A 23,677-nucleotide genomic window follows, 5' to 3' on the forward strand; every position below is an offset into this window, starting at 1 on the left:
GTTCTTATTTTAAACGGACCCTGCATGGTTTCCCCAACGTCAGGTCAAGCGGCGTCATAGGCCTTTACCATCCGCTTCGGCGCGACCTTTCGCCACCGCTTTTCCAAGGCCGCCTTGAACGACGGCTCCCCATAGGACACGCCGTCCTCCACGCCGGGCAAGGACAGCAACAGCGCGCGCACCCCGTCACGGGTCATGGCGCGATCAGCTCAAGTTCGGGAAAATAGGTCCGATACCGCGCCCCGTCGCGCGTCAGCAGCCGGTGTCCGGCGACCAGGGCGTGGGCGCCGATGAAGAAGTCGGGCAGGGGCGAGGTCCGCACGCCGCCGCGCCGACGATAGGCCACGAAGGCTCGGCCGGCGGCGAAGGCGGCGGACCATGGCAAATCCTCACGCACGATGGCCATATCGGCCAACAAGGCGTCAAGCGGATCAGCCGCCGGATACCCCGCCGACAGTTCGGCATAGATAATCGGGTTGATGATCACGGCCGCTCCCTCGTCCTCCACTTCCGTCAAGCGGGCGGCGGACCAGTCGAACCAGAGAGAATCCTCAAGGGCGATGTCGAGCAGCACATTGCTGTCGACCAAAACGCCGCTCATTCGCCGCGCGTCATCGCCATGATGTCGTCGGTGGAGAGGCCCCCCGTGTGCGCGGTGCCGCGCAACCGTTCGACCATCCGAAGGCGCGTCCCCGCCTTTTGACCTGACTTGCGGCTGACCGTCACGACGTTTCCGTCATAGTTGAACTCCACATCCGTGTTCGGCAGCAGACCCGCCTTCTCTCGAATGTCGATCGGAATGGTCACTTGACCCTTGGATGTGACGCGCATGGCATGACCTCGCTTCGATCAGGCTAATACCACGAAATCCGCCTTGTAACCTCAGTACGCCAACGCGATCCCGTCCTTGCGCATCTCGGTCGCCGCGCCATAGGTCCAGCGCCCGCCGGGGTTCATCTGTTTCATGACGTTCTGATAGCCGCCGAACCCGCCGTCCGGCTCGCCCAGGATCCAGCCCATGGCCCGCAACTGCGCCTTGGTCGCCTCGGGCACGCCGCTCTCCAGGTGCAGCACCCCGGTCCCTTCCTGCGGCTGGCCGGTCGGTTCGGACGAGCCATAGTGCTGCCAGCGCGGCGCATCCCCCGCTGCCTGGGGCTCCAGCCCGTAGTCGACCATGTTGATGATGATCTGGGCCTGGCCCTGGGGCTGCATGGCCCCGCCCATGACGCCGAACGCCATCCAGGGCTCGCCGTCCTTGACCGCGAAACCGGGGATGATGGTCTGGAACGGCCGCTTGCCGGGCGCATAGACATTGGGATGACCGTCGGTCAGGGCGAACAGCTCGCCCCGATCCTGGAACATGAAGCCTAGCGGTTCGGTCCCATTGTCCGGCGCCAGGCCCGAGCCCATGCCGCGATAGTTGGACTGGATCCAGCTGACCATCATTCCGTCGGCGTCTGCGACGCTGAAATAGGTGGTGTCGCCGTGGTGCGGGGCGTCGCCGGGCATGACGCGGTCCATCACCCGGTCCGGCCGGATCAGCCTGGCCCGTTCGGCGGCGTACGCCTTGGAGTTCAGCCATTCGACCGGGGTCTTGGAGAAGCGGTCGTCGGCGAACCAGCGCGCCCGGTCCTCGAACGCCAACCGCTTGGCCTCGGCCTGGACGTGCAGCGAGGCGGCGGACTGGAAGCCCATGGATTTCAGGTCGAACTGTTCGCAGATGTTCAGGATCTGGTTGGTCGACAGGCCCTGGGTGTTGGGCCCCAGGCCGAAGACGTCCACTCCGCGATAGTTGGTCTGGATCGGCTCGACCCATTCGGTGTGGTGGGCGGCCATGTCGGCGCGGGTCATCCAGCCGCCGATCCGCTTGAAATAGGCCTCGATCTGATCGGCGATGGGGCCGTCATAGAAGGCGTCGCGCCCGCCCTCGGCGATCATCCGCAGGGTCTTGCCGAGGAAGGGATTGGCGAAGACCTCGCCCACCTTGGGCGTCGCCCCGCCGGCGGCCCAGATGCGTTTGCGGTTGTCATTCTCTTCGATGGGGATCACGCCCCGGTCGAAGGCCGCCATATTGCGTTCCAGGTAGTAGGCGATGACCTGGGGCATGGGGACGCCCTGTTCGCACAGCTCGGCGACCGGCAGCAGGACATCCTTCCACGGCAGCTTGCCGTAGCGTCGATGCGCGCTCCACCAGGCGTCCACCGTGCCCGGCACATTCACCGTCACCGCGCCATAACGCGGCAGATAACCCTCAATGGCCTTGGATCGCGCCGTCTCCAGGCTCAGGCCTCGCGGACTTGCGCCCGATCCGTTCAGCCCGACGACCTTCTTCTGCTTGGGGTCCCACAGCATGCAGTAGGCGTCGCCGCCGATGCCGTTGGCGACCGGCTCCAGAAAGCCCAGGGCCGCATTGATGGCGATGGCCGCGTCTATGGCCGATCCGCCGCGCCTCAGGGTGTCGATGCCGATCAGACTGGCCGCCGGATGGGCCGTCGCCGCCGCCCCGCTCGCGCCCCAGACGGTCGAACGCCCCATGAATTTCGGTCCCGTGATCCGGTCGCCGATGCCGATCCCGGCATAGGGATCGGCGGGGCGAGCCGGCGAGGGCGCTGCAGACGCCGGCGCCGACTGCTGCGCCTGGGCCGCAGTCGTGGCCAGCACCCCGACGGGCAGGGCGGACAGGAAGGTGCGACGACGCATGGGCGAGACTCCTCGAACGACCGATCCGCCATCAAGGCGGTCAGCGCGCGCGGGGGCAAGCCTTGCCGCAAAGAAAAAGGCCGCGTCCCTTTCGGAACGCGGCCCTGATCCTGGATAGAACCTCAGTCCTATTCGATGTCTTCGTTCAGCAGACCGACCTTGAAGAAGCCGTTCTCCTGCATCTTGTTCATGACTTCCATGAACTGCGAGTACTTCACTTCCGGCTGGGCGCGCACGAAGACGCGCTCTTCCTGGCAGGAACCGCCGCCCAGGGCGGTGCAGACGTCGGCGGCCAGATTGTCGATCGAGGTTTGCTTCTCGGCGATGAAAAGCTGACCGGTGTCCTGGATGGTGATGTACACCGGTTCCTTTTCTTCGGTCGGGTTCACCGGCGGCTGCGCCGGCGGCAGGTCGAGTCGGATCGACACGGTCGCCATGGGCGCGGCGACCATGAAGATGATCATCAGCACCAGCAGAATGTCGATGAACGGCGTGATGTTGATATCCGCCGTCTGTTCGATCGTGTGCTTGTCCCCACCGGAACCGCCGATCTTCGCAGCCATGCCTAGTCTCCGTTACTCGCCGGCCGCAGATCCGCGCCGACATTCCCTATGGATCGCCCGAGAGCTTGATCGGTTCTTGGCGTCCCGATGCGCGCTTGTAAAGCGGTTCTAAACGATCCTGCGTTCCGGAACGTCAATTACCCGCGACAGGCGAGGCCTTACGCCTTCGCCAGCTTCAGGAAACGGTCCACCAGGGCAGGATCGTCCTTGAAGACGCCGGTGAACCGGGTGGTGACGGTCGAAACATGCCGGTGATGCACGCCGCGGGTGGTCATGCACTGATGGGCGGCGTCGATCATCACCGCGACGCCCTTGGGCTGCAGGTGCGATTCGATGGCCTCGATGATGTCGTTGGTCAGGGTTTCCTGATTCTGCAGCCGCCGGGCGAAGATCTCGACCACCCGCGCCAGCTTGGAGATGCCGACCACCTTCTCGCCGGGCAGATAGGCGACATAGGCCTTGCCCAGGAAGGGGGCCAGGTGGTGCTCGCAATGGCTCTCCACCTCGATCTCGCGCAGGATGACCATGTCGTCGTAGCCGGTCACGTCCTCGAAGGTCCGCGACAGCTCCTTGGCCGCATCGGCGTCATAGCCGTCGAACCATTCCCCGTAAGCCTCGACCACCCGTTTGGGCGTGTCGATCAGGCCTGGGCGGTCGGGATTGTCCCCGGCCCAGGCGATCAGGGTGCGCACGGCGTCCAGCGCCTGCTCGCGGCTGGGACGCGCGACTGGATCGTCGCTGACTAGGACGGGCTTGGCGGGGATGACGCTCATGAACTCAATTTTCCGGCCGAGGCGGTCGGGGCCGCCCGGTATAGCTTCTACAATCCGTCGGGACTGTATATCAGGCCGCTATATGGGACGGACCCTCCGTCCCGCAAGAAAACCCGCTGAAGACTTATCCATGCCGCTGCACATCCACGACACCCTGCGCCGTGAAAAGCGCCTGTTCGAACCGCGCGATCCGAACCGGGTGACCCTCTATGTCTGCGGCCCGACGGTCTATGACTACGCCCATATCGGCAATGCGCGCCCGCCGGTGGTGTTCGACGTCCTGGTGCGGCTGCTGCGTCGGACCTACGGCGCGGACCATGTGATCTACGCCCGCAACGTCACCGACGTGGACGACAAGATCAATCAGAAGGCCGCCCGCGAGGGCGTGCCCATCGGCGAGGTCACGGCTCGCTATGAAGCCGCCTATCTCGCCGACATGGGCCTGCTCAACGTCAGCCCGCCCGATATCGCCCCCCACGTCACCGAATTTATCCCGGCCATCGTCGCCCAGATCCAGGCCATCGTCGACGCCGGCTGCGCCTATGCGGCGGAAGGCCATGTGCTGTTCGACGTCTCTTCCTATCCGTCCTACGGCGCTCTGTCGGGCCGGAACCTGGACGATATGATCGCCGGCGCCCGGGTCGAGGTCGCGCCCTACAAGAAGAATCCCCACGACTTCGTCCTGTGGAAACCGTCCAAGCCGGACGAGCCGTCCTGGCCGTCGCCCTGGGGCGAGGGACGTCCCGGCTGGCATATCGAATGCTCGGCCATGATCGAACAGACCCTGGGCCTGCCCATCGACATCCACGGCGGCGGCATCGACCTGGTCTTCCCCCACCACGAGAACGAGATCGCCCAGGGCGTCTGCGCCCACGGCCACGCCCATGACGCCGGGGCTCACGACGAATACGCCCGCTACTGGATGCACAACGGCTTCCTGACCGTGGACGCCGAGAAGATGTCCAAGTCCATCGGCAATGTCCTGCTGCTGCACGACCTGGTCCAGGCCATGCCGGGCGAAGTCGTCCGCTGGGCGCTTCTGTCGGCCCACTATCGTCAGCCGCTGGACTGGAACCAGGGCCTGCTGGACCAGTCCAAGAAGTCGCTGGATCGGCTGTACGGCGCCCTGCACCGCTCCAGCAGCGTTGAAGCCCTGGACCTCGATCCGCCGACCGACTTCCTCAAGTCCATCGAGGATGATCTGAACACCCCCGGCGCCATGGCCAGCCTGTTCGCCCTGTCCAGCGAGATCGAGCGCGGCATGACGGCGGGCGACACCGCCGCCGTGGCCCAGGCCCGCGCCCGCCTCGTGGCCTGCGCCTCCATCCTGGGCGTGCTTCAGGCCGACCCCGCCGCCTGGCTGGAAGGCGACGTCTCCGACGCCCTCCGCCTCGAGGTCGAAGCCCTGCTGGAGCAACGCGCCGCCGCCCGCGCCGCCAAGGACTGGCCCGAAGCCGACCGCATCCGCGACCGCCTGAACGCCCTGAACGTCGTCGTCATGGACGGCCCTGAGGGCGCCACCTGGCGGATGAAGGGGTAAGGCCACACCCACACGCCATCACCCTCTGACTTGTTCGGAGGGTGATGGAATCTGGATTCAATACCGCGCCCGCAGCGTGATCCCCACCGTGCGCGGATCGCCGGGGTTGCCGATCACCAGGCCCGAGTTGCCGGACTGGACGCTGACGAACTGCAGATAGTCCTCGTCCAGCGCGTTCCGGACCCAAACCGACGCCTCCCAGCCATTGTCGGCGCGGAAGCCGGCCCGCAGGTTCACGATCGTATAGCCCTCGATCTCGGTATAGCGCGAGACCGAGGCGTCGGAGTTGTAGGTCGAGCGGAAGCTGGCGTCCGCCCCGCCGTAGAACTGGCCCGGCAGACCCAGGAAGCCGCCGTTCCCGTGCACCTCGCCGCCGGCCGACGCGGCCCAGGGCGAGACCCCCGGCAGGTCCTTGCCCGAGAGATCGCAGGCCACGGTCGAGGTCCCGATCTGCTCCAGCGGGCAGGGGCCGTTGGCGAAGGAGTCGTATTTCGCATCGGTCCAGGCGACGTTGGCGTACAGGTCCAGGTGTTCGTTCGGCCGGGCGACGGCGTCCAGTTCGATCCCTTGGATCACTACCTTCTCGGCATTGGCCAGATAGCCGCGCAGGGCGCCGGGGCCGCTGTCGACGACATTGGCCTGATAGTCGTCCACGTCGGTGCGATAGGCGGCCAGGTTGGCCGTCACCCGCCGGTCGAAACCTTGCGTCTTCAGCCCCAGCTCATAGGTCGTCACCACCTCGGGCTTGACCACCGCATTGGTCAACGAGGGCTGGCCGTTCGGCAGGGTGGGGATGCCGGCCATATTGATGCCGGCCGACTTATAGCCCCGCGCCGCGCTGCCATAGACCAGGACGTCGTCGCTGACGTCGTAGGACAGCGCTGCCTGGCCGGACAGGTCGTCGTCCGAGATTTCGGCGTCATAGGCCTGGGGCCGGGCGATGCCGAGCCGGCGCGAGATCAGGGTGGCGTCCGTCGTCGCCAGTCCGCCGGTCGTCGTCGCCGCATAGGTTCCCGACTTCTCCTCATAGGTGTAGCGCAGCCCCGGCGTCAGGTGCAGCCGGTCGGTGATGTTCCAAGTCAGTTGGCCGAACACGGCGTAGGAGTCCGTCTCGATCCGGCTATCGTTGAACACTGTGTAACCGTCCAGCAGGGCGTCCGGCAGGCTGGGGCTCAGCAGCCAATAGGTGGCGTCCGCGCCGTATTCGGTGACCCCGTGCGTCTCGACCGCCTGGTGGAAGGCGTACAGGCCGCCGGTCCAGTCGATGCGGTGGTTCCCGTTCGAGGACAGGCGCAGCTCCTGGCTCCACTGGTCCTGCCACGACGGATTGGCCGACTGGCGGGTGATGTCGAGGGCGGTGTAGTCGCGGTCGTTCTGCGGTCCCCAGTCCCACGCCCGCCAGGCCGAGACCGAGGTCAGGGTCGCCCAGCCGAAGTCGTAGTCGACGATGGCCGAGACTCCGCGGTGGATCTGGTCCGCCTGTATGCCGCTGTCGATGTCGGCCAGCCGGTCATAGGGATTGGTGCTGGCGGGCGTATAGCCGCGACCGGCGGCCAGGGCGGCGAACTGCTGGGCGGCGGGCTTCAGCGTCTGGCCCGCCGTGACATAGACTTGGGTGCAGCACTCCGGCGTCAGGTCGGCATAGTCGGCGAACAGCCGCACTCGCAGCTGGTCCGTCGGCTGGAACAACAGTTGCCCGCGTAGACTGATCGAGTCCTGCGCGTTCTGCTTCTCCCCGGTGGTGACATTGTCCAGCACCCCGTCGCGCCGGGTCGAGACGACCGAGAACCGCGCCGCGACCTTGTCGTCCACGATGGGGCCCGAGAAGGTCGCCTTGGCTTGCAGGAAGCCATAGTCGCCGAAGCTCAGCTCCGCCTGGCCTTCGGGCGTGAAGCTCGGGTCGCGGGTGGTGATGTTTAAAGCGCCGGCGGTGGTGTTCTTGCCGAACAGCGTCCCCTGCGGCCCGCGCAGGATCTCGATCCGGTCCAGATCGACGAAGTCCAGCGTCGCCGTCGCCGGTCGGCCATAATAGACTTGGTTCACATAGATGCCGACCCCCTGTTCCAGCCCGTCGTTGGCCAGGCCGTAGCTGGCCCCAAGCCCCCGGATGGTGATGGCCGTGTTGCGCGGGTTCGAGGTCAGCAGCTGCACGCTGGGCGCCAGCTGGGTGATCTGGCCGACATTATAGGCGCCGGTCCGGTCCAGCAGTTCCTCGTTCACCACCGTCAGGGCGATGGGCACGTCCTGCGCCCGCTCGTCCCTGCGACGCGCGGTGACGACGATGTCGCCCAGACTGGCGATGGGCGGGGTGGCCGACTGGGGCGCGGCGGCCTCGTCAGCACCCGCAAAAGCGACGGCGGGCGCGCCGAGGCAGGCCGCCAGGGCTGTGACTGAAACCAGACTTCGGGCGAGCGCCCGGGTGACGATGGACATATTCCCCTCCTGTGTATCCGAAGGGAAATGAGGTCTTATTTAAATCTACCAATCAACTAGGAATTTCTATCACCGGCGGATAGCGCCCCTGACAACCAATGATCGCTTCAGGCCGCTTCCCCTTGACCCCGCGCGCCCGGCGCGACACGAGGCGGCATGAACTATCGCCACAGCTTCCACGCCGGAAACTTCGCCGACCTGGTCAAACACGCCCTGGTGCTGTGGCTGGTGAGCACCCGCCAGGCCGCCGGGCCTCTGACGGTGTTCGACACCCATGCGGGCGCGGGCTTGTACGACCTGTCCGGCGATGCGACGCGCTCTAAGGAGGCCGAGGCCGGGGTCGCGCGTCTGATGACCGACGCGGATCTGCCGCCGCTGATGCAGGCCCTGGCGGATCGGGTGGCGGCGCTCAACCCCGACGGCGGCGCCCGCTTCTATCCCGGTTCGCCCCTGCTGATCGCCGACGCGCTCGGGAACGAGGACCGCTATGTCGGCTATGAACTGAACCCGCCCGTCCGCGCCCTGCTGGATCAGGCCCTGGCCGCCCGCCCCAACGCCGAGGCGCGCGAGGGCGACGGCTACGCCCTGGCTACGGCCGAGGCGGCGCGGGTGCGCGGCCCCCTGATCCTGATCGACCCGCCGTTCGAAAAGCCCGACGACTATGTCCGCTCGGCCGAAACCGCCCTGGCGGTGGTCCGTCGCGATCCGACCGCCACCGTGGCCATCTGGACCCCGCTGAAGGATCTGGAGACCTTCGACGGCTTCATCCGCCGGCTTCAGGCCAAGGCCGGCCCGACCCTGGTGGCCGAGGCCCGCCTGCGTCCCCTGACCAATCCGATGAAGATGAACGGCTGCGCCCTGGTCATCGTCAATCCGCCGCCGGGCGCCGAGGACGCAGCGCAGCAGGTCTGCGCCTGGGTCGCCGACCGTCTGGGCGATCCGGGCGGCCGGGCTGAAATCTGGTCCTTCTGATCGGCGCGCCCCTTGTCTATGGTCGGGCCATGACCCGCATCGCCATCCTAGAAACCGGCCATCCGCCCGAGGCCCTGAAGGACAGTTTCGACGACTATCCGGCCCGGTTCCGCGCCCTGCTGGGCGAGACCGTCCCGACCACCCGTTTCGACGTCCAGTCCGGCTGTCTGCCGACCGATCCCGCCGCCTTCCAGGGCGTGATCGTCACGGGCTCGGCCGCCGGCGTCTATGACGACCTGCCGTGGATCCCCCAGCTGATCGACTGGCTGCGCGCCGCGCGGGGCCGGACCCGGATCGTCGGCATCTGTTTCGGCCACCAGGTCCTGGCCCACGCCTTCGGCGGCGCGGTCGAGAAGTCGGACAAGGGCTGGGGCGTCGGCCTGCACCGCTATGACGTCCATGCTGACGAGCCCTGGATGCAGCCCCGCGCCCGCACCATCGCCATCCCCGTCTCGCACCAGGATCAGGTCGTGGCCGTCTCGCCGGACGCCCGCGTCATCGCCTCCAGCGGCTTCACCCCCTACGCCGGCCTGGCCTGGGGCGACGACGCCATTTCCTTCCAGTGCCACCCGGAGTTCCAGCCGGACTACGCCGCCGCCCTGGTCGAGGTCCGGCGCGGCTCGCGCATCCCCGAACCCCTGGCCGACGCCGCGCTCGACAGCCTGAAACGCCCCAACGACCGCGCCATCCTCACCGCCTGGATCCGCGCCTTCCTGCTGCTGACCCCGCCTCCGGTCGAGGATCACGGCAGCGGGATCTAGCTTCCACTTTCCTTTCGTCATCCTCCGACAAGCCGCGTCTTCGCGGCGCAGATCGGGGGACCCAGCGGCGCCGAAGGCGATGCGTCCGCCGCTCGATGTTTGAACACCTCGTCCGCGACAGGTTCGCGCTCGCGCGCGCCGCTGGGTCCCCCGATCTCGCTACGCTCGTCGGAGGATGACGAAAGAAGGGGGGCGCTAAACCCCCAACACCGCGATCAGCCCCAGGCTCAGCCCCACCAGGGCCGCCAGCGACAGCACCACGGCCGCCGCCACCCGCCCGCCGGCGCGCGCCACGGCCCGGATGTCCGTTTGTAGCCCCAGGGCCGCCATGGCCGCCACGGTCAACAGGCCCGACGCCGTCGCCATGGGTGAAAGCGCCGCCTGCGGGATCAGGTCCAGGTTCCGCAGGGCGATCATGGCCAGGAAGCCGACGATGAACCACGGCAGCAACCGGTGCAGACCCGGCCCCTTCGCTCCCTCCGCCCGGTCCCTGAACATCAGCGACAGCACCAGGATCACCGGCCCCAGCATCAGCACCCGCGCCAGCTTGACCACCGTCCCCGTCTGGGTCGCGACCGCGCCGAACGGGGCGGCCGCCGCCAGCACCTGGGGCACGGCATAGACGGTCAGCCCCGCCAGGGCCCCGTATTGCACGCCGCTCATGGACATCAGCCCGCCCAGCAGCGGCAGGGTCAGCACGACCACCACCCCCAGCACGGCCGTAAAGGCGATGGAGGCGGCGACCTCCTCGCCATCGGCGTCGATCACCGGGGCCACGGCGGCGATGGCCGAGTTGCCGCAGATGGCGTTGCCGCACGCGACCAGCAGGGCCATGCGCGGGTTCAGCCCCAGCAGACGCCCGATCCCGAACCCGACCAGTATGGCGGCGGCGACCAGGGCGAAGACCCCGGCCACGAACCCGACCCCCAGCGACGACAGGGTGGCCGCGCTGACCGAGGCGCCCAGCAGGACCACCGCCACCTCCAGCAGGATCTTGGCTGAAAAATCGATCCCGACCCTGAACCGGGCGTCCGGCGTCCAGGCAGCCCGTACGCCCGCGCCGAGCAGGATGGCCAGGACCAGCGGCTCCAGCCAGGCCTTGCCGAAGACGTCCCGCTCCAGACTGGTCAGGCCGACCGCCGCCAGGGCGACCACCAGGCTCATCATCAGGCCGGGCCAGACCGAACGGCCAAACGCGCCCAGCTGCATCCTGCGGGGCAGGGGAGGGCTCAAGGCTGCGACGGAGGCGGTGGACTTCATGGTCCAGCTTGATGGCCCGCCTCTCGACCACCGTCCAACGGATTGTTATGGTCAGTTCAATCCGATTTGGAGATTGATCTTGACCCTGGAACGCCTGCGCATCTTCGTCGCCGTAGCCGAGCGTCAGCATGTGACGGCGGCCGCGCGGGCGCTGAACCTGACCCAGTCGGCCGTCTCCAACGCCATCGCGGCGCTCGAGGCCGAACATGACGTCCATCTGTTCGACCGGGTCGGCCGGGGCGTGGTCCTGAACCAGACCGGTGTGGCCTTCCTGCCCGAGGCCAAGGCCGTGCTGGCCCGGGCCGCGGCGGCCGAGGCGGCGCTGGCGGACATGAGCGCTTTGCGACGCGGCCGCCTGACCATCTTCGCCAGCCAGACCATCGCCAGCGCCTGGCTGCCGCGCCGGCTGGCCGCCTTTCACGCGGCCCACCCCGGCGTCGAACTGGACGTGGCCATCGGCAATACGCGTGAGGTGGCCGAGGGGGTGTTGAGCGGCGCGGCCGAACTGGGTCTGGTCGAGGGCGAGATCGACCAACCCTTGCTGGATCAGACGGTGGTGGGCTCGGACCGGCTGGCGGTCCTGGTCACGCCTGACCACCCCTGGGCTGGGCTGCGCCGACTGGAGGCCCAGACCCTGGCGACCCAGGCCTGGGTCCTGCGCGAAGCGGGCTCGGGCACCCGCTCGACCCTGGAGGCGGCCCTACGAAACGCGGGCGTGGACCCCGCCGCCCTGTCCATCGCCATGACCCTGCCGTCGAACGAGGCGGTGCTGGCGGCGGCCGAGGCAGGGGCAGGGGCCACGGCCCTGTCCGAGAGCGTCGCCTACGCCTCGGTCGCCGCCGGCCGCCTGGTCACCGCCGCCTTCAGCCTGCCGGAGCGCCCCTTCCGCCTGCTGCGCCATTCCGAACGCTACCGCAGCCGCGCCGGCGACGCGTTTGTGGCGGCCATGGGGTGAGCGGACAGGGGATACGCCCCTAATTCCGCGTCACCGCATGTTGAATTCTAAGGGTTTTCAAAGAAAATTCGACAGTCGACCTATCACCCTTCCGGGCGCAGTTAGACTGGGCGTCAGGTCTTTGACAATCGAATGGAAACACGCCGCCAAACTGCACTCTTTTGCATATTGCACCGATTTCGACGGTGCAGTGCAATTTGGCGGGTCGGTTTCAAGGGCGCTCGGGTCGCCTGAAATACACTCAAATAGACTCAAAAAAATTGGAGTCGAAACAGTCTAATCCGCCCGCTGCCACCCGCAGCCCGCGCCTCAAACCCCACGCCCCCGTCATCCTCGGGCTTGACCCGAGGACCGGGCTGTCCGCCGCATTGCGCCAGCGGCGGGCGCACAGCCCGATCCGCATCCGGTCCTCGGGTCAAGCCCGAGGATGACGGGTGTATGGTCCGGCCGCCTACAGTCCAATCCGGGGAAACACGAACCGCTCCAGCAGCAGCGAGGCCGCGAAGTAGAAGCCGATCACCACGAACAGGGTCAGCGGGATCTGCGGCTGTTTCGACAGGGTCAGATAGACCCCGTACAGCACGGCGAACAGGGCCGAGGTGGCCAGGGGCCGCAGCAGGATCTTCGAAAGGGGGGATTTCACGGCCATTTCACCACCGGGGGCATGGAGCTGAGGATCGAATCGACGTTGCCGCCGGTCTTGAGGCCGAACATGGTGCCACGGTCGTACAGCAGGTTGAACTCCACATACCGGCCGCGCCGCACCAACTGCTCCTCGCGCTCCTCCGGCGTCCAGGCCTCGCCCATCCGCCCGGCCACGATCTTCGGATAGATGTCCAGGAAGGCCAGACCCACGTCGCGGGTGAAGGCGAAGTCCCGGTCGTGGTCGCCGCTGTCGTGGTGGTCATAGAAGATGCCGCCCGTGCCCCGCGGCTCCTGCCGATGCGGCAGGAAGAAATACTCGTCGCACCAGGCCTTGTATTTGGCGTGCCAGTCGGGATCGTGGGCGTCGCAGGCGGCCTTCATCGCGGCGTGGAAGGCCAGGGTGTCCGGGTGGTCCTGGCGCCGATCCGCGTCCAGCACCGGCGTCAGATCGCCCCCGCCGCCGAACCAGCTCTGGGTCGTGGCGATGAAGCGGGTGTTCATGTGCACGGCCGGAATCCGGGGACTGACCGGATGGCAGATCAGGCTGATCCCGGTGGCGAAGAAGCGCGGATCCTCCGCCGCCCCCGGCACCGTCTTGGCGTAGTCGGCCGGAAACGATCCGTGGACGGTCGAGACATGGACCCCGACCTTCTCGAACAGCCGGCCGTGCATCATCCCCATCACGCCCCCGCCGCCGTCCTTGCGGTCCCAGGCGGTCCGCACGAACCGCCCCGGCTCCCCCGGAAACAGCGCGGCCGGCGCCGCATCCTCCAGCGCCTCGAAGGCCGCATGGATACGGTCGCGCAGATGCTCGAACCAGGCGCGGGTCTCGACCTTCTTCAGGTCGAGCGGATCGGAAAAGGCGGCGTCGCTCATACCGTCTCTTAGACCTTCCCCCGCTTGCGGGGGAAGTGGCAGGTCGTGGCGCGCAGCGACACGCCTGACGATGGGGGAAGTCTTCTACTGAGCAATACTTCCCTCTCCGACCCTGGTTCGCTGCGCGAACGCCGGGCCACCTCTCCCGCAAGCGGGAGAGGGTTCTTTTCTCCAGGTCCGTCTGTCAGTGTGCGTCGCAACATCAGGGAGTCGCATCATGATCCGTCATCTGCTGGCCGGCGTCGCCGTCGCCGCCTTCGCCACCACCGCTAACGCTCAATCCGCAGGCGAGGCCCGCGTGCTCGAGATCCTGAAGACCACCCCCCTGATCGACGGCCACAACGACCTGCCCTGGGCCCTGCGCCAGCAGTTCGGCAATGACGTCTATGCCGTTGATCTGACGACCAATCTGGACGCGACGACCCAACTCCACACCGACATCGCCCGCCTGCGCGCCGGCGGCGTCGGCGGTCAGTTCTGGTCGGTCTATGTCCCCGCCAGCCTGACCCCGCTCGAGGCGGTCGAGGAGACCTTCGAACAGATCGACACGGCCAAGCGGATCATCGCCGCCCACCCCGACGTCTTCGGCCTGGCGACCACGGCGGACCAGGTCGACGCCGTCTTCGCCTCGGGCCGGATCGCCAGCCTGATCGGCATGGAGGGCGGCTACTCGATCAACGACTCCCTGGCCCTGCTGCGTGAATACTACCGCACCGGGGCGCGCTACATGACCCTGACACACTCCAAGACCACCACCTGGGCCGACAGCGCCACCGACGCCCCCAAATGGGGCGGGCTCAGCCCCTTCGGCGAGGATGTGGTGCGCGAGATGAACCGGCTGGGCATGATGGTGGACCTCAGCCACGTGTCCGAGGACACCATGCTGGACGCCATGCGGGTGTCCGACGCCCCGGTGATCTTCTCCCACTCCTCGGCGCGAGCGATCACGGCCCATCCCCGCAACGTCCCCGACCGGGTGCTGCGGATGATGCCTGAGGACGGCGGGATCGTGATGATCAATCTGGCGCCCGGCTTCGTCTCCGAACGGGTCCGCGCCTGGAACGCCGACCGCGCGGGCGAGGAGGCGCGGCTCAAGGCCCTGAACCCCGGCGATCCGACCGCGGTCGAGGCCGGCCTGACCGCCTGGTCCGCCGCCCATCCGACGCCCCAGGCGACCCTGGCCGACGTCGTCGCCCACATCCAGCATGTGCGTCAGGTCGCGGGGATCGACCACGTCGGCCTGGGCGCCGACTTCGACGGCATCGGCAGCCTGCCCGAAGGCATGACCGGGGTGGACGCCTATCCCCGCATCCTCGCCGCCCTGATGGACGCCGGCTGGACCGAGGCCGACATCCGCAAGATCGCCGGCGAGAACCTGCTGCGCGTCATGCGCGCCGTCGAAGCCACCGCCGCCGCCAAGGCGTCCGAGCGACCGTCGCTGGCCAAGCCGACCGCCGGCTAGGCCGTCAGCCCCAGGCTTCGACGGCGCCGCGGCGGCGGACCGGGGCCGTGCTCGCCAGTTGCGTGCGCGGCTCCGCCTCGGCGCGGCCGAACAGCCAGCCCTGGCCGTACTCGACGCCCAAGGCCTTGAGTTGGGTGACGACCTCTTCGGTCTCGATCATCTCGGCGATGGTCTCGAGCTTCAACGACCGGCTCAGTTCGACGATGTTGCGCACCATGTTGCGCACCACCTCATCGGTTTCGATGTCCCGGATCAGGGCCCCGTCGATCTTCACGGCATCGACCGACAGTTTGCGCAGGTAGTCATACGAGGCTGCGCCCGAGCCGAAGTCGTCGATACAGACCTTGATGCCCGTGTCGCGCAGGGCCGCCAGACGGCGGTTGGCGGCGCCGATGTCCGCCAGGGCGGAGGTTTCGGTGATCTCGACGATCAGCCGCTTGCGGTCGGCCGGCGAACCGGCGGTCATCTGCAGCAGGTGTTCGACATAGGTGTCGTCGCCCAGCGAGGCGCCGGACACATTGATCGCCATCTTCAGCAGGCCGGCGCCCGGCGCCCGCATCCGCTTCAGCACCTTCTCAGCCACGGCCAGATCGAAGGACTCGATCATGTCCAACTCCTCGGCCATGCGAATGGCGTTGGCGGGGCCGGCGCTGGCGTTGAAGCGCGCCAGGGCTTCGAAATGGTGAACCGCACGCGAGGTCAGTTGCACAATGGGTTGGTAGTGGACTTCAAACTCGCGCGATTTGACGACGGCGCGGAAAGCCTCCGCGTCCCGGAACGTCCGCTTCAGCGCTTCGGAGAAGGCGACCTGAGGGTTGGCGAGACCATCGTCCTTCAGACAAGCCTCGATCGCGTACCGCATGGCGCGCAGGACGCACAGGGTGTCTCCGCCCTCCGGAAGGGTGGAGGCGAACGATTCGGCGTCGAGATTCACGCCCTCCGCGCGGCCGGCCTCAACGACCTCGGCGGCCAGATCGCGGGTGTCGCCGGGCGCGCGGAACAGGGCGTAGCGCTCGGGGGTGATCTGAGCCGCCGAGGAACCATGCGCCGCTGCGGATTGAAGCGTCGCTTCGATCCGGCGTTGCACCTTTTCCGCAACCTCTCCGGCCAGGTCCTCAAGCCCGCGAATATCAAGGAAGGCGAGTGAAAGGCTGGGCGCCAATGCGACGACGCGAGCGGCGTCGGCCATAAAGGTCTCCGCGTCCATAAGGGGCGGCGTCTCAAGCGAGGCCACCGCTATGGCGGGGCCTTCATAGGCGATTGAGCACGAGATGGACGGCGCCAGCTGGGGCAGGATGAAGGCCCTCAGAGAGGCCCGTCGCACGCGCCCAGGCCCCGCCTGGACCAGGATTTGGGCGGCGGCGCTGCGCGCGCCAGGCTTGGTCTGCAGCAGAAGCTCGAGCGCGCCGTAACCTTCATGAAGGAAGGTCACCAGGGGCTTGCCCGTCCAAAGCGCCCCGACATCCGTGCCGGGCAAAGGGCCGGCGCCGAGCGCGAAGGCGACGCGGCCTTCGGCGTCAATTTCGACCAGGGCATCGGAAGATGCGAAGGCCAGACCGAGAAGGCGAGTAGTCATCGACATGACGCCACCATGCCCGGTCGGCGCTTAAAAAATAGGCAACACCGGCGAGATTTCTAAGCCGGCGCTACGGCCTCAAGCCTTGCGGTTGAAGGCGACCGCGCGGCCGTCTCCCATCGCGGCGCGGCCGTCGGCGGCATAGGCTGATGCGGGCGTGCGGGCGGCGGCGACCTCATGGGCGATGGCGCGTACCAGCCCCTCAGAGATCTTGCGGGCCGCCTCGACCGCGCTCGCGTGTCGCGCCAGCACGGCTTCGAAGGCGCGGGTGGCGTCGATCAGGGCCATGCGTTCGGTGGCGATGGCTCCGGCCAGCAGGGCGGGATTGGCCTTTACGTGACCGGAATCGCGGCGATAGAGGTTCGCCATCTCCTGAGTTTCGGCCAGGCTGGCGGCCACCTTCTGCGGTTTGCCTTCCTCGAAGGCGCGCGTCTCGGTCGCCAATCGCTCCGTCAGGCGGCGGGTGAGCTCTAGCAGTTGACGAACGCGAGCGGTGGCCAGGTCTGCGTCGTTCATTGGGCGCCCTCCTGCATCTTCATCATTTCGTTCATGACCGAGCCTGCCAGGCCGATGCCGCCGGCCGAGACGGTCTTCTTCGCCATTTCATCCAGCATAAAGCTGCGCCACGTCGCCTCGGCCTGACCGCCGCCGAACAGGCCGTCGGTGGAGAGGCCCTCGAACATCGGCTTCAGCATCTGCGACAGGAAGGAGGCCTCGAAGGCTTCGGCGGTGCTTTTGATCTTGTCCTTGGACGCACCGACCGTATTGGCGGCCAGGCCCTGGACGGGGCGGAGCAGGTCGGTAGAGACGGCGAGGTCGGTCATGCTCACATCACCTCAATGTCGGCTTGCAGGGCGCCGGACGCCTTGATGGCCTGAAGAATGCTGATCATGTCGCGGGGGCTGACCCCCAGCGCATTCAGCCCATTGACCAAGGTGGACAGGCTGGTTCCGCCGCCGACGAGCCGCATCTGGGTGCCCAGATCCTCCTCGACGGTGACCTGGGTGTTGGGGACGACCGCCGTCTGGCCTTGGCTGAACGGGGCGGGCTGGCTGACGGACGGCTGCTCATCGACCGAGATGGTCAGATTGCCCTGGGCGATGGCCACGCGCGAGATGCGGACCGCGTCGCCCATGACGATGACGCCGTTCACTTCGTCGATGATGACCTTGGCCGGAGAATCGACGGTGACGGGCAGGTTCTCGACGCGGCTGATGAAGCCGGCCATGCCCATCTGGCCCGGCGCGCGCAGAGCCACCACCGTCCCGTTTTCGGCCAGAGCCGAGCCGGGATAGGCGGCGTTGACGGCTGCGGCCACCCGCTGGGCCGTAGTGAAGTCAGGATTGCGCAGGTTCAGACGCACCTCATTCATATTGGCCATCTGAAAGCCCGTTTCGCGTTCGACCGAGGCTCCGGAAGCGATGCGGCCGGCGGTCGGCACGCCGCGTGTGATCGAAGATCCTGAACCGCCTCCAGCAGAAACAGAGCCGGTCTGAACCGAGCCCTGCGCCACCGCATAGACCTGGCCGTCCGCGCCTTGCAGGCTGGTCACGACCAGTGATCCGCCCAACAGGCTCTTGGCGTCGCACATCGACGAGACATTGACGTCGATTCTTGAACCGGGCGTGGCGAAGGCGGGCAGTTCGGCCGACACCATCACGGCGGCCATATTCTTGGTGTTGGCGTTGCCGCCGCGGATATTCACGCCCAGGCGTTCGGTCATGCCCTCCAGGGACTGGCGGGTGAAGGGGCAGTTGCGCAGGCTGTCGCCTGTGCCGTTCAGGCCCATGACCATGCCGTAGCCGACCAGTTGGTTGCCGCGCACGCCTTCGACGGCGGCGATGTCCTTGATGCGCGATTGGGCCAGGACCGGCGACGCGCCCGCGCCCAGCGCAGCCACGGCGGCGAGGGAGGCGACAAGGCGGGCAAGCAGATTCTGCATCGGTCGGACGTCCTTACGGCGTTTCATATGATCGGATGCGAAGATCGTGCCGGATTGTAAGTCTATGAAATATCGCGCTTTCGCATCTGTGTGTGGGCGTGTCGGCGGCAAGTTTTGCCGGGGCGTTAACCAAACGGTCATTCCGTTCGCCAAGGATGGGACCATGAGCCGGAGCATCCGCTGATGAAGGTTACAGGCACTACGGGCCCTAACGCCCCGACGGGCGGCAAGGCTGCGCGTTCGGCCGCCGGCTTTTCGTTGGGCCAGTCCGCGCCGACCTCAGGGGCGGCCGCCCCTGCGGCCAGTGTCGCGCCGTCCACGGTCGGCGATGTGTCCGCCTTGATGGCTTTGCAGGGGATCGAAGGGCCGCTGGAGAAGCGACGTCGTGCTGTAAAGCGGGGGACGGGCCTGCTTGATCGCCTGGACGAGTTGAAGATGGCTCTGCTGTCCGGCGAGGCGGACGAGGCGACGCTCGAACGACTCGCTCGGACGTTGCGCGAAGAGCGGCCGGACGACGGGGACGTCGAACTGAACGCCTTGCTGGACCAGATCGACCTGCGGGCATCGGTCGAGCTGGCCAAGGCGGAGCTGAGACGCGGCGGCGTCTGACGTCAAAAACTTCAGTTTTTCAAAATTCACCGACGAAACCGCGCGCCAAATGTCACGCGGGTCACGTCTGTCGCCTAATCGTGATCACGGAATCGCGAACGCCGTTGCCGGGGCTCTTCGGTCTGACTATACGGCCCATACGCCACAGGGGGGCGTGCTTAGAGAGCGTGAGTGCGATGAACGCTTTGGCGTCCGTTGTGTCCGACGAAACCGGTCCTTATCGGCCGTCTGACAATGAGCCGTTCATGAGTGAACGGCAGCTTGCCTATTTCAAGAAGAAGCTGCTGGACTGGAAGGACGACATCCTTCGAGAGTCCAAGGGCACGGTGGTCAATCTGAAGGCCGAGACCGAGAATCATCCTGATCTGGTTGATCGCGCGTCGTCGGAATCGGATCGCGCGCTTGAGTTGCGCACCCGGGATCGTCAGCGCAAGCTGATCTCCAAGATCGACGATGCGCTGCGTCGGATCGAGGACGGGTCGTACGGCTATTGCGAGGACACCGGTGAACCGATCGGTCTGGGACGTCTCGAGGCCCGTCCGACGGCGACCCTGTCGGTCGAAGCCCAGGAACGCCACGAACGCCGCGAACGCGTCCACCGCGACGACTGATCAGGCCTTCAGCGCCGGTTCGATGTCGGTGTGGATGAAGTCGCCGCCCTTGTAGAGCAGGGGTAGGTTGCGTTCCTTCGCCAGGGCGTAGGCGAAACAGTCGCCCAGGTTTAGCTTGGCCGGAGTGCGTTTGCCGTAGTTGCGTTCTGCGTCGGTGGCGAGCCGAGCGGTCTCGGCGAAAGCCGGAGCGATCCGAATGTCCAGTTCCAATATTAAGCGATCAAGCCGTTTCATGCCTTCTTCGCCATGGAGTCGCCTGACCCGAGCTGCAGCTTCCCAGTAGCCGACTGGGGAGATTTCGCATTTGTCTGCGAGGATACGCTCGACGAATGCGTGCTTCTCAGGTTCGTCCAGAAGGATGGCGACGAGGGCAGAAGCATCGACAGCCGTGGTCACTTAGGAAGCCCATCTTCATCGTAGAGGTCGTCGTCGGTCAGCGGTGGCCCTAAGATCGGCAAGGCATTGAACTCCCGCACGATCTCGTTCACCGCCGCAATCTTTCGATCGATTTCCGCCTGTCGCGCCTTATCCGTGCGCTCTTCCCGCTCACGCGCCATTTCGTCGACCAGGTCCGTGATTGACCGACCCTCGCGCCGCGCGAGGCTGCGAAGTCGCTCGGCGACATCGGCTTTCCGGATTTGCACGGGCGCGTTCATGACGGAGAGAACTTTATCATGACCGAGGGCTCCAGCCAATCCGCGCCTTGACTTCGCCCGGTTGCGGCGCGACCTAGCCGCCTCGCTTTCAAGGTCGTCTTCTCATGTCCGTCAAGGTCCGTTTCGCCCCGTCCCCCACGGGTAAGCTGCACGTCGGCAATGTCCGCACCGCCCTGGTGAACTGGCTGTTCGCAAAGGGGCAGGGCGGATCGTTCGTGCTGCGGATCGACGACACCGACCTGGCCCGTTCCACGCCCGAGTTCGAACAGGGGATCGAGGACGATCTGGCCTGGCTGGGTCTGACTTGGGACGAGCGTTACAACCAGTCCAAGCGCTTTGATCGCTATGAGGAGGCCGCCGCCAAGCTGAAGGCGTCGGGCCGGCTGTATCCCGCCTATGAGACCGCCGACGAACTGGACCGCCGGCGCAAGGTCCAGCTGTCGCGCGGCCTGCCGCCGATCTACGATCGGGCCGCCCTGGAACTGACCGAGGACCAGAAGGCCGCCTATGAGGCCGAGGGCCGCCGTCCACACTGGCGTTTCAAGCTGGAAGGCAAGCGGGTCGCCTGGGAAGACCTGGCGCGCGGCCATGCCGAGGTCGACACCGCCTCCATGTCGGACCCGGTGCTGATCCGCGAGGACGGCCTGTTTCTCTACACCCTGCCATCGGTGGTCGACGACATCGACATGGCCATCACCCACGTCATCCGGGGTGAGGATCACGTCACCAACACCGGCGCCCAGATCGAAATCTTCGAGGCCCTGATACGGGAAGGGATGGGCGCCACGGTCCCCGGTTTCGCCCATATGCCCCTGCTGGTCGGCGCAGACGGCGCGGCCCTGTCCAAGCGCCTGGGCTCGCTGTCGATCAGCGACATGCGCGACCAGGGCTATGAGCCCATCGCCATCACCAGCCACCTGGGCCGGATCGGCACCTCGGATCCGCTGGAAGTCGCTGAGTCCGTCCAGGCCCTGGGCGCCGGCTTCGCCTTCACCAAGATGGGTCGCTCTCCGGCGCGGTACGACACCGCAGACCTGGACCGGTTGAACGCCCAGGCGCTGCACGTCATGGATTACGCCACGGCCCAGCCGCGCCTACAGGCGCTGGACGCCGACCTGGGCGAGACCTTCTGGTCCGTCGTGCGCGGCAACCTGAATACGTTCGCCGATGTGGTTGAAATGGCGAAGATCGTGCGGGGTCCGATCCAGCCGGTGATCGAGGACGCCGCCTTCATCGACGCCGCCGCCGCCCTGCTGCCTGAAGTGATCGACGAGACTGCCTGGTCGGTCTGGACCAATGCCGTCAAGGCTGAAACGGGCGCCAAGGGCAAGGCCCTGTTCATGCCGCTTCGCCTGGCGCTGACGGGTCAGGCGCATGGGCCGGACATGGCGGCCATGGCGCCGCTGATCGGTCGTGAAACCATCCAGCGGCGTCTGAAGGGCGAGGCGGCCTAAGCCGCCTCGACCCGCATCAGCCGTTGCAGACGGCCAGTTCTTCGGTGCTCAGGGCCACGCCCTTATAGGAGAAGGCGGCCACGCGGCCGAACTTCTGAACCACCCGGCGGCACGCGCGCGTCGCAGGCTGTTCCGTGCCGCCGGCGGCGGTGCAGGTCGCGCCCTCGCACGACCAGCGCGCGCCGTCGATGATGGTGGCGCGCGACGGCGCGGTCGCGGCGTCGATCAGGGTCAGGCGGGTGGCGGCGGGGGTTTCGGCCATCGCGGGGGCGGCGGCGAATAAGGCGGCGGCGACGAGGAGGACGCGCATGATAAATCTCCGGATTGAAGAACGGCGTCATGCCGTCGCGGCCAATGTCAGTTTTCGATAAAAACTGTCAAGCCGGCCCGGAAAATATTTATGAGCGGCGATAACCTATCGACGATCATACTTCCTTTCGGTTGCGCTGTCCTGGGCCTGGATCTGGACCATGGCTTCCTCAATCGTATCCGCGACTGTCCAGGCGTCGAGGAAGGAGGCGGGCGTCATGCCCTCATCCACACTGTGCCGCATCAGGGCGAAGAAACCTTCCCAGAATCCATTGAGATTGAGGAAGACGACTGGCTTCTGGTGCAGGTCGAGGCGTTTCCACGACAGCAGCTCGACGACCTCTTCCAGGGTGCCGATGCCGCCGGGCGCGACCACGAAAGCGTCGGATTGATCATACATCAGTTGTTTGCGCTCGTGCATCGAGGTGACGACAACCGTCTCGACCTCGTCGAACAGGCGCTCGCGGCTGCGCAGGAAGGCCGGCATGATGCCGACGACGCGGCCGCCCGCTTCGTGTGCGCCCCGCGCTGAGGCGCCCATCAGCCCGACGCCGCCGCCGCCATAGACCAGACGCCACCCGGCTTGCGCCGTCGCCTTGCCGAAGGCGCGTGCGGCCTCGGTATAGGCGGGGTCGGCGCGGTCGGACGAGCCGCAGAACAGGCAGACGGACGGACCGTCGAAAGGAAGGAAGGATACGGGGGGCAGGGACATGGAGCCTCGGACTGAACGAATGCGCGGTTGGCCCATGGCCAAACCGGCGGCGGGCGGGGTAACAGATTTTCCAGCCGCTTGGCTGTCAGCCATATATCGTCGAGGCGCAGGATGAAACGCCGGATCACAGCCACGGTCGTCTTAGCCGCGACACTGCTTGCGGCCGCTTCCGCCTGTTCGAAGCAGGGTGACGCTGCGGCGAAGGTCGAGGACGCAGCCACATCCTCCGTCTGGGTTCGCCCTCCCAAGATCGAAACGGCGATGCGCGAAGGCGACGGCGTGGTGGTGCGGGGCCAGGCGGGGCCAAATGCTCGCGTCGTTCTGCGCGGAACGGACGGCGCGGCGGTGGCTGTCGCCGCCGATGCGACGGGAGGTTTTGAGCTGCGTGTTCCCGTCGGCCCCGGCGACGTCAGGCTGACGCCCGAAGTTCAGGTCGGAGAAGACGCCGCGCCTTCCCCGGAAACCCTGGTGCTCGTTCAGCCCGGCGCCGGGCCCCTGTTCCTGGTCGCGTCAGGGGAGCCGACGCGGCGTCTGGACGGTCGAGGCGCGCTGGACGCCGTCGATTCGGACGGAGCGGCCGTCATTCTGTCCGGCAAGACGTCGGGGGGCGCGCCCAATGTGCTGATCGACGGGGCCCGCGCCGTCGTCATGCCGGGGCCTGACGGGGTCTGGCGCGCTACGGCGCCCGGCGCCGGGGCATCGGTCATTGAGGTGGACGGGGTCAGGTTCGCCTTTCCCGGTTTTGGCGGACAGTCGGACTTTACTCCGGTCCGCGCGGGCGACGGCTGGCGTTTGACCTGGGCCACCGGCCCCAGCGGCCGTCAGACGGTCTGGTTGCCGGACCGGCGTTCGTAATCCATTGTTAACC

General features: G+C 66.9%; 27 protein-coding genes. 9 read left to right on the forward strand and 18 right to left on the reverse strand.

Annotated elements, in window-relative coordinates:
* Positions 1-44: 44 nt before the first annotated feature.
* From OU998_RS06280 to folE, 6 genes are all read right to left on the reverse strand, one after another.
* Positions 45-197 carry a hypothetical protein gene (locus tag OU998_RS06280; RefSeq protein WP_267515974.1) on the reverse strand — a complete coding sequence of 51 codons (153 nt, stop codon included), beginning with the start codon at positions 195-197 and terminating at the stop codon, positions 45-47.
* Complete coding sequence (locus OU998_RS06285; RefSeq protein ID WP_267515976.1) at positions 194-601, reverse strand: type II toxin-antitoxin system VapC family toxin; 408 nt, start codon at positions 599-601, stop codon at positions 194-196. Before OU998_RS06285 ends, OU998_RS06280 begins: the two co-directional genes overlap by 4 nt.
* A complete protein-coding gene (locus OU998_RS06290; RefSeq protein WP_267515977.1) occupies positions 598-831 on the reverse strand; it encodes an AbrB/MazE/SpoVT family DNA-binding domain-containing protein in 234 nt (77 codons plus the stop codon). The genes OU998_RS06285 and OU998_RS06290 overlap by 4 nt, the downstream gene beginning before the upstream one ends.
* Before the next feature lie 51 nt (positions 832-882).
* Entirely contained in the window at positions 883-2,700 is a 1,818-nt protein-coding gene (locus OU998_RS06295; RefSeq protein WP_267515979.1) for a gamma-glutamyltransferase family protein, read from the reverse strand.
* Positions 2,701-2,828: 128 nt separating this feature from the next.
* Complete coding sequence (locus tag OU998_RS06300; protein WP_267515980.1) at positions 2,829-3,263, reverse strand: biopolymer transporter ExbD; 435 nt, start codon at positions 3,261-3,263, stop codon at positions 2,829-2,831.
* Positions 3,264-3,421: 158 nt separating this feature from the next.
* Positions 3,422-4,036: a GTP cyclohydrolase I FolE gene (gene folE / locus OU998_RS06305; RefSeq protein WP_267515981.1), complete on the reverse strand. Its 615-nt coding sequence runs from the start codon at positions 4,034-4,036 to the stop codon at positions 3,422-3,424.
* A 130-nt stretch (positions 4,037-4,166) separates the two neighbouring features.
* On the opposite strand from folE, the gene cysS reads away from it, so the two are divergent.
* Positions 4,167-5,576: a cysteine--tRNA ligase gene (cysS, locus tag OU998_RS06310; protein WP_267515983.1), complete on the forward strand. Its 1,410-nt coding sequence runs from the start codon at positions 4,167-4,169 to the stop codon at positions 5,574-5,576.
* Between the two features lie 57 nt (positions 5,577-5,633).
* On the opposite strand, the gene OU998_RS06315 is transcribed toward cysS, so the two are convergent.
* Positions 5,634-8,009, reverse strand: coding sequence for a TonB-dependent receptor (locus tag OU998_RS06315; RefSeq protein ID WP_267515985.1), 2,376 nt, complete (start codon positions 8,007-8,009; stop codon positions 5,634-5,636).
* Between the two features lie 156 nt (positions 8,010-8,165).
* Here OU998_RS06315 and rlmJ point away from each other — a divergent pair, with 156 nt between their 5' ends.
* Positions 8,166-8,981: a 23S rRNA (adenine(2030)-N(6))-methyltransferase RlmJ gene (gene rlmJ / locus OU998_RS06320; RefSeq protein WP_267515987.1), complete on the forward strand. Its 816-nt coding sequence runs from the start codon at positions 8,166-8,168 to the stop codon at positions 8,979-8,981.
* 29 nt (positions 8,982-9,010) lie between these two features.
* Positions 9,011-9,742, forward strand: a complete 732-nt coding sequence (locus tag OU998_RS06325; protein WP_267515989.1) for a type 1 glutamine amidotransferase — start codon at positions 9,011-9,013, stop codon at positions 9,740-9,742.
* Between the two features lie 195 nt (positions 9,743-9,937).
* Here the strand turns inward: OU998_RS06325 and OU998_RS06330 are convergent, their stop codons facing one another.
* Positions 9,938-11,002, reverse strand: a complete 1,065-nt coding sequence (locus OU998_RS06330; RefSeq protein ID WP_267515991.1) for a YeiH family protein — start codon at positions 11,000-11,002, stop codon at positions 9,938-9,940.
* A gap of 79 nt (positions 11,003-11,081) precedes the next feature.
* Here OU998_RS06330 and OU998_RS06335 point away from each other — a divergent pair, with 79 nt between their 5' ends.
* Positions 11,082-11,957: a LysR family transcriptional regulator gene (locus OU998_RS06335; protein WP_267515992.1), complete on the forward strand. Its 876-nt coding sequence runs from the start codon at positions 11,082-11,084 to the stop codon at positions 11,955-11,957.
* 451 nt (positions 11,958-12,408) lie between these two features.
* Here OU998_RS06335 and OU998_RS06340 read toward each other — a convergent pair whose 3' ends face one another.
* Positions 12,409-12,600: a hypothetical protein gene (locus tag OU998_RS06340; protein ID WP_267515994.1), complete on the reverse strand. Its 192-nt coding sequence runs from the start codon at positions 12,598-12,600 to the stop codon at positions 12,409-12,411.
* A complete protein-coding gene (gene hemF / locus OU998_RS06345; protein ID WP_267515996.1) occupies positions 12,597-13,478 on the reverse strand; it encodes an oxygen-dependent coproporphyrinogen oxidase in 882 nt (293 codons plus the stop codon). The genes OU998_RS06340 and hemF overlap by 4 nt, the downstream gene beginning before the upstream one ends.
* Before the next feature lie 217 nt (positions 13,479-13,695).
* Here hemF and OU998_RS06350 point away from each other — a divergent pair, with 217 nt between their 5' ends.
* The gene (locus tag OU998_RS06350; RefSeq protein ID WP_267515997.1) at positions 13,696-14,940 is read left to right on the forward strand and encodes a dipeptidase; all 1,245 of its coding nucleotides are present in this window, start codon (positions 13,696-13,698) and stop codon (positions 14,938-14,940) included.
* 4 nt (positions 14,941-14,944) lie between these two features.
* On the opposite strand, the gene OU998_RS06355 is transcribed toward OU998_RS06350, so the two are convergent.
* The 4 genes from OU998_RS06355 to OU998_RS06370 all read right to left on the reverse strand — a co-directional run bounded on the left by OU998_RS06355 (position 14,945) and on the right by OU998_RS06370 (position 18,458).
* Complete coding sequence (locus tag OU998_RS06355; protein ID WP_267515999.1) at positions 14,945-16,516, reverse strand: EAL domain-containing protein; 1,572 nt, start codon at positions 16,514-16,516, stop codon at positions 14,945-14,947.
* A gap of 78 nt (positions 16,517-16,594) precedes the next feature.
* Positions 16,595-17,032, reverse strand: coding sequence for a flagellar basal-body protein FlbY (locus OU998_RS06360; protein WP_267516000.1), 438 nt, complete (start codon positions 17,030-17,032; stop codon positions 16,595-16,597).
* On the reverse strand, positions 17,029-17,340 hold the full coding sequence (locus OU998_RS06365; RefSeq protein ID WP_267516002.1) for a rod-binding protein: 312 nt from the start codon (positions 17,338-17,340) through the stop codon (positions 17,029-17,031). The genes OU998_RS06360 and OU998_RS06365 overlap by 4 nt, the downstream gene beginning before the upstream one ends.
* Before the next feature lie 2 nt (positions 17,341-17,342).
* A complete protein-coding gene (locus OU998_RS06370; RefSeq protein WP_267516004.1) occupies positions 17,343-18,458 on the reverse strand; it encodes a flagellar basal body P-ring protein FlgI in 1,116 nt (371 codons plus the stop codon).
* A 183-nt stretch (positions 18,459-18,641) separates the two neighbouring features.
* Here OU998_RS06370 and OU998_RS06375 point away from each other — a divergent pair, with 183 nt between their 5' ends.
* Entirely contained in the window at positions 18,642-19,067 is a 426-nt protein-coding gene (locus OU998_RS06375; RefSeq protein ID WP_267516005.1) for a flagellar assembly protein FliX, read from the forward strand.
* 176 nt (positions 19,068-19,243) lie between these two features.
* Positions 19,244-19,678, forward strand: coding sequence for an RNA polymerase-binding protein DksA (gene dksA, locus OU998_RS06380; protein WP_267516006.1), 435 nt, complete (start codon positions 19,244-19,246; stop codon positions 19,676-19,678).
* On the opposite strand, the gene OU998_RS06385 is transcribed toward dksA, so the two are convergent.
* Both OU998_RS06385 and OU998_RS06390 read right to left on the reverse strand, forming a co-directional pair.
* Complete coding sequence (locus OU998_RS06385) at positions 19,679-20,074, reverse strand: type II toxin-antitoxin system VapC family toxin (protein ID WP_267516007.1); 396 nt, start codon at positions 20,072-20,074, stop codon at positions 19,679-19,681.
* A complete protein-coding gene (locus tag OU998_RS06390) occupies positions 20,071-20,334 on the reverse strand; it encodes a type II toxin-antitoxin system VapB family antitoxin (RefSeq protein WP_267516008.1) in 264 nt (87 codons plus the stop codon). Before OU998_RS06390 ends, OU998_RS06385 begins: the two co-directional genes overlap by 4 nt.
* Before the next feature lie 104 nt (positions 20,335-20,438).
* Here OU998_RS06390 and gltX point away from each other — a divergent pair, with 104 nt between their 5' ends.
* Positions 20,439-21,788 carry a glutamate--tRNA ligase gene (gltX, locus tag OU998_RS06395; protein ID WP_267516009.1) on the forward strand — a complete coding sequence of 450 codons (1,350 nt, stop codon included), beginning with the start codon at positions 20,439-20,441 and terminating at the stop codon, positions 21,786-21,788.
* A gap of 16 nt (positions 21,789-21,804) precedes the next feature.
* On the opposite strand, the gene OU998_RS06400 is transcribed toward gltX, so the two are convergent.
* Together OU998_RS06400 and OU998_RS06405 are read right to left on the reverse strand one after the other, a co-directional pair.
* Positions 21,805-22,098, reverse strand: a complete 294-nt coding sequence (locus OU998_RS06400) for a CC_3452 family protein (protein WP_267516010.1) — start codon at positions 22,096-22,098, stop codon at positions 21,805-21,807.
* Positions 22,099-22,203: 105 nt separating this feature from the next.
* Positions 22,204-22,809 carry a TIGR00730 family Rossman fold protein gene (locus tag OU998_RS06405; protein ID WP_267516011.1) on the reverse strand — a complete coding sequence of 202 codons (606 nt, stop codon included), beginning with the start codon at positions 22,807-22,809 and terminating at the stop codon, positions 22,204-22,206.
* A gap of 111 nt (positions 22,810-22,920) precedes the next feature.
* On the opposite strand from OU998_RS06405, the gene OU998_RS06410 reads away from it, so the two are divergent.
* A complete protein-coding gene (locus tag OU998_RS06410; protein WP_267516013.1) occupies positions 22,921-23,664 on the forward strand; it encodes a hypothetical protein in 744 nt (247 codons plus the stop codon).
* Positions 23,665-23,677 lie beyond the last annotated feature (13 nt).

Source organism: Brevundimonas sp. SL130 (assembly GCF_026625805.1).
In the GTDB taxonomy this organism is placed as follows: domain Bacteria; phylum Pseudomonadota; class Alphaproteobacteria; order Caulobacterales; family Caulobacteraceae; genus Brevundimonas.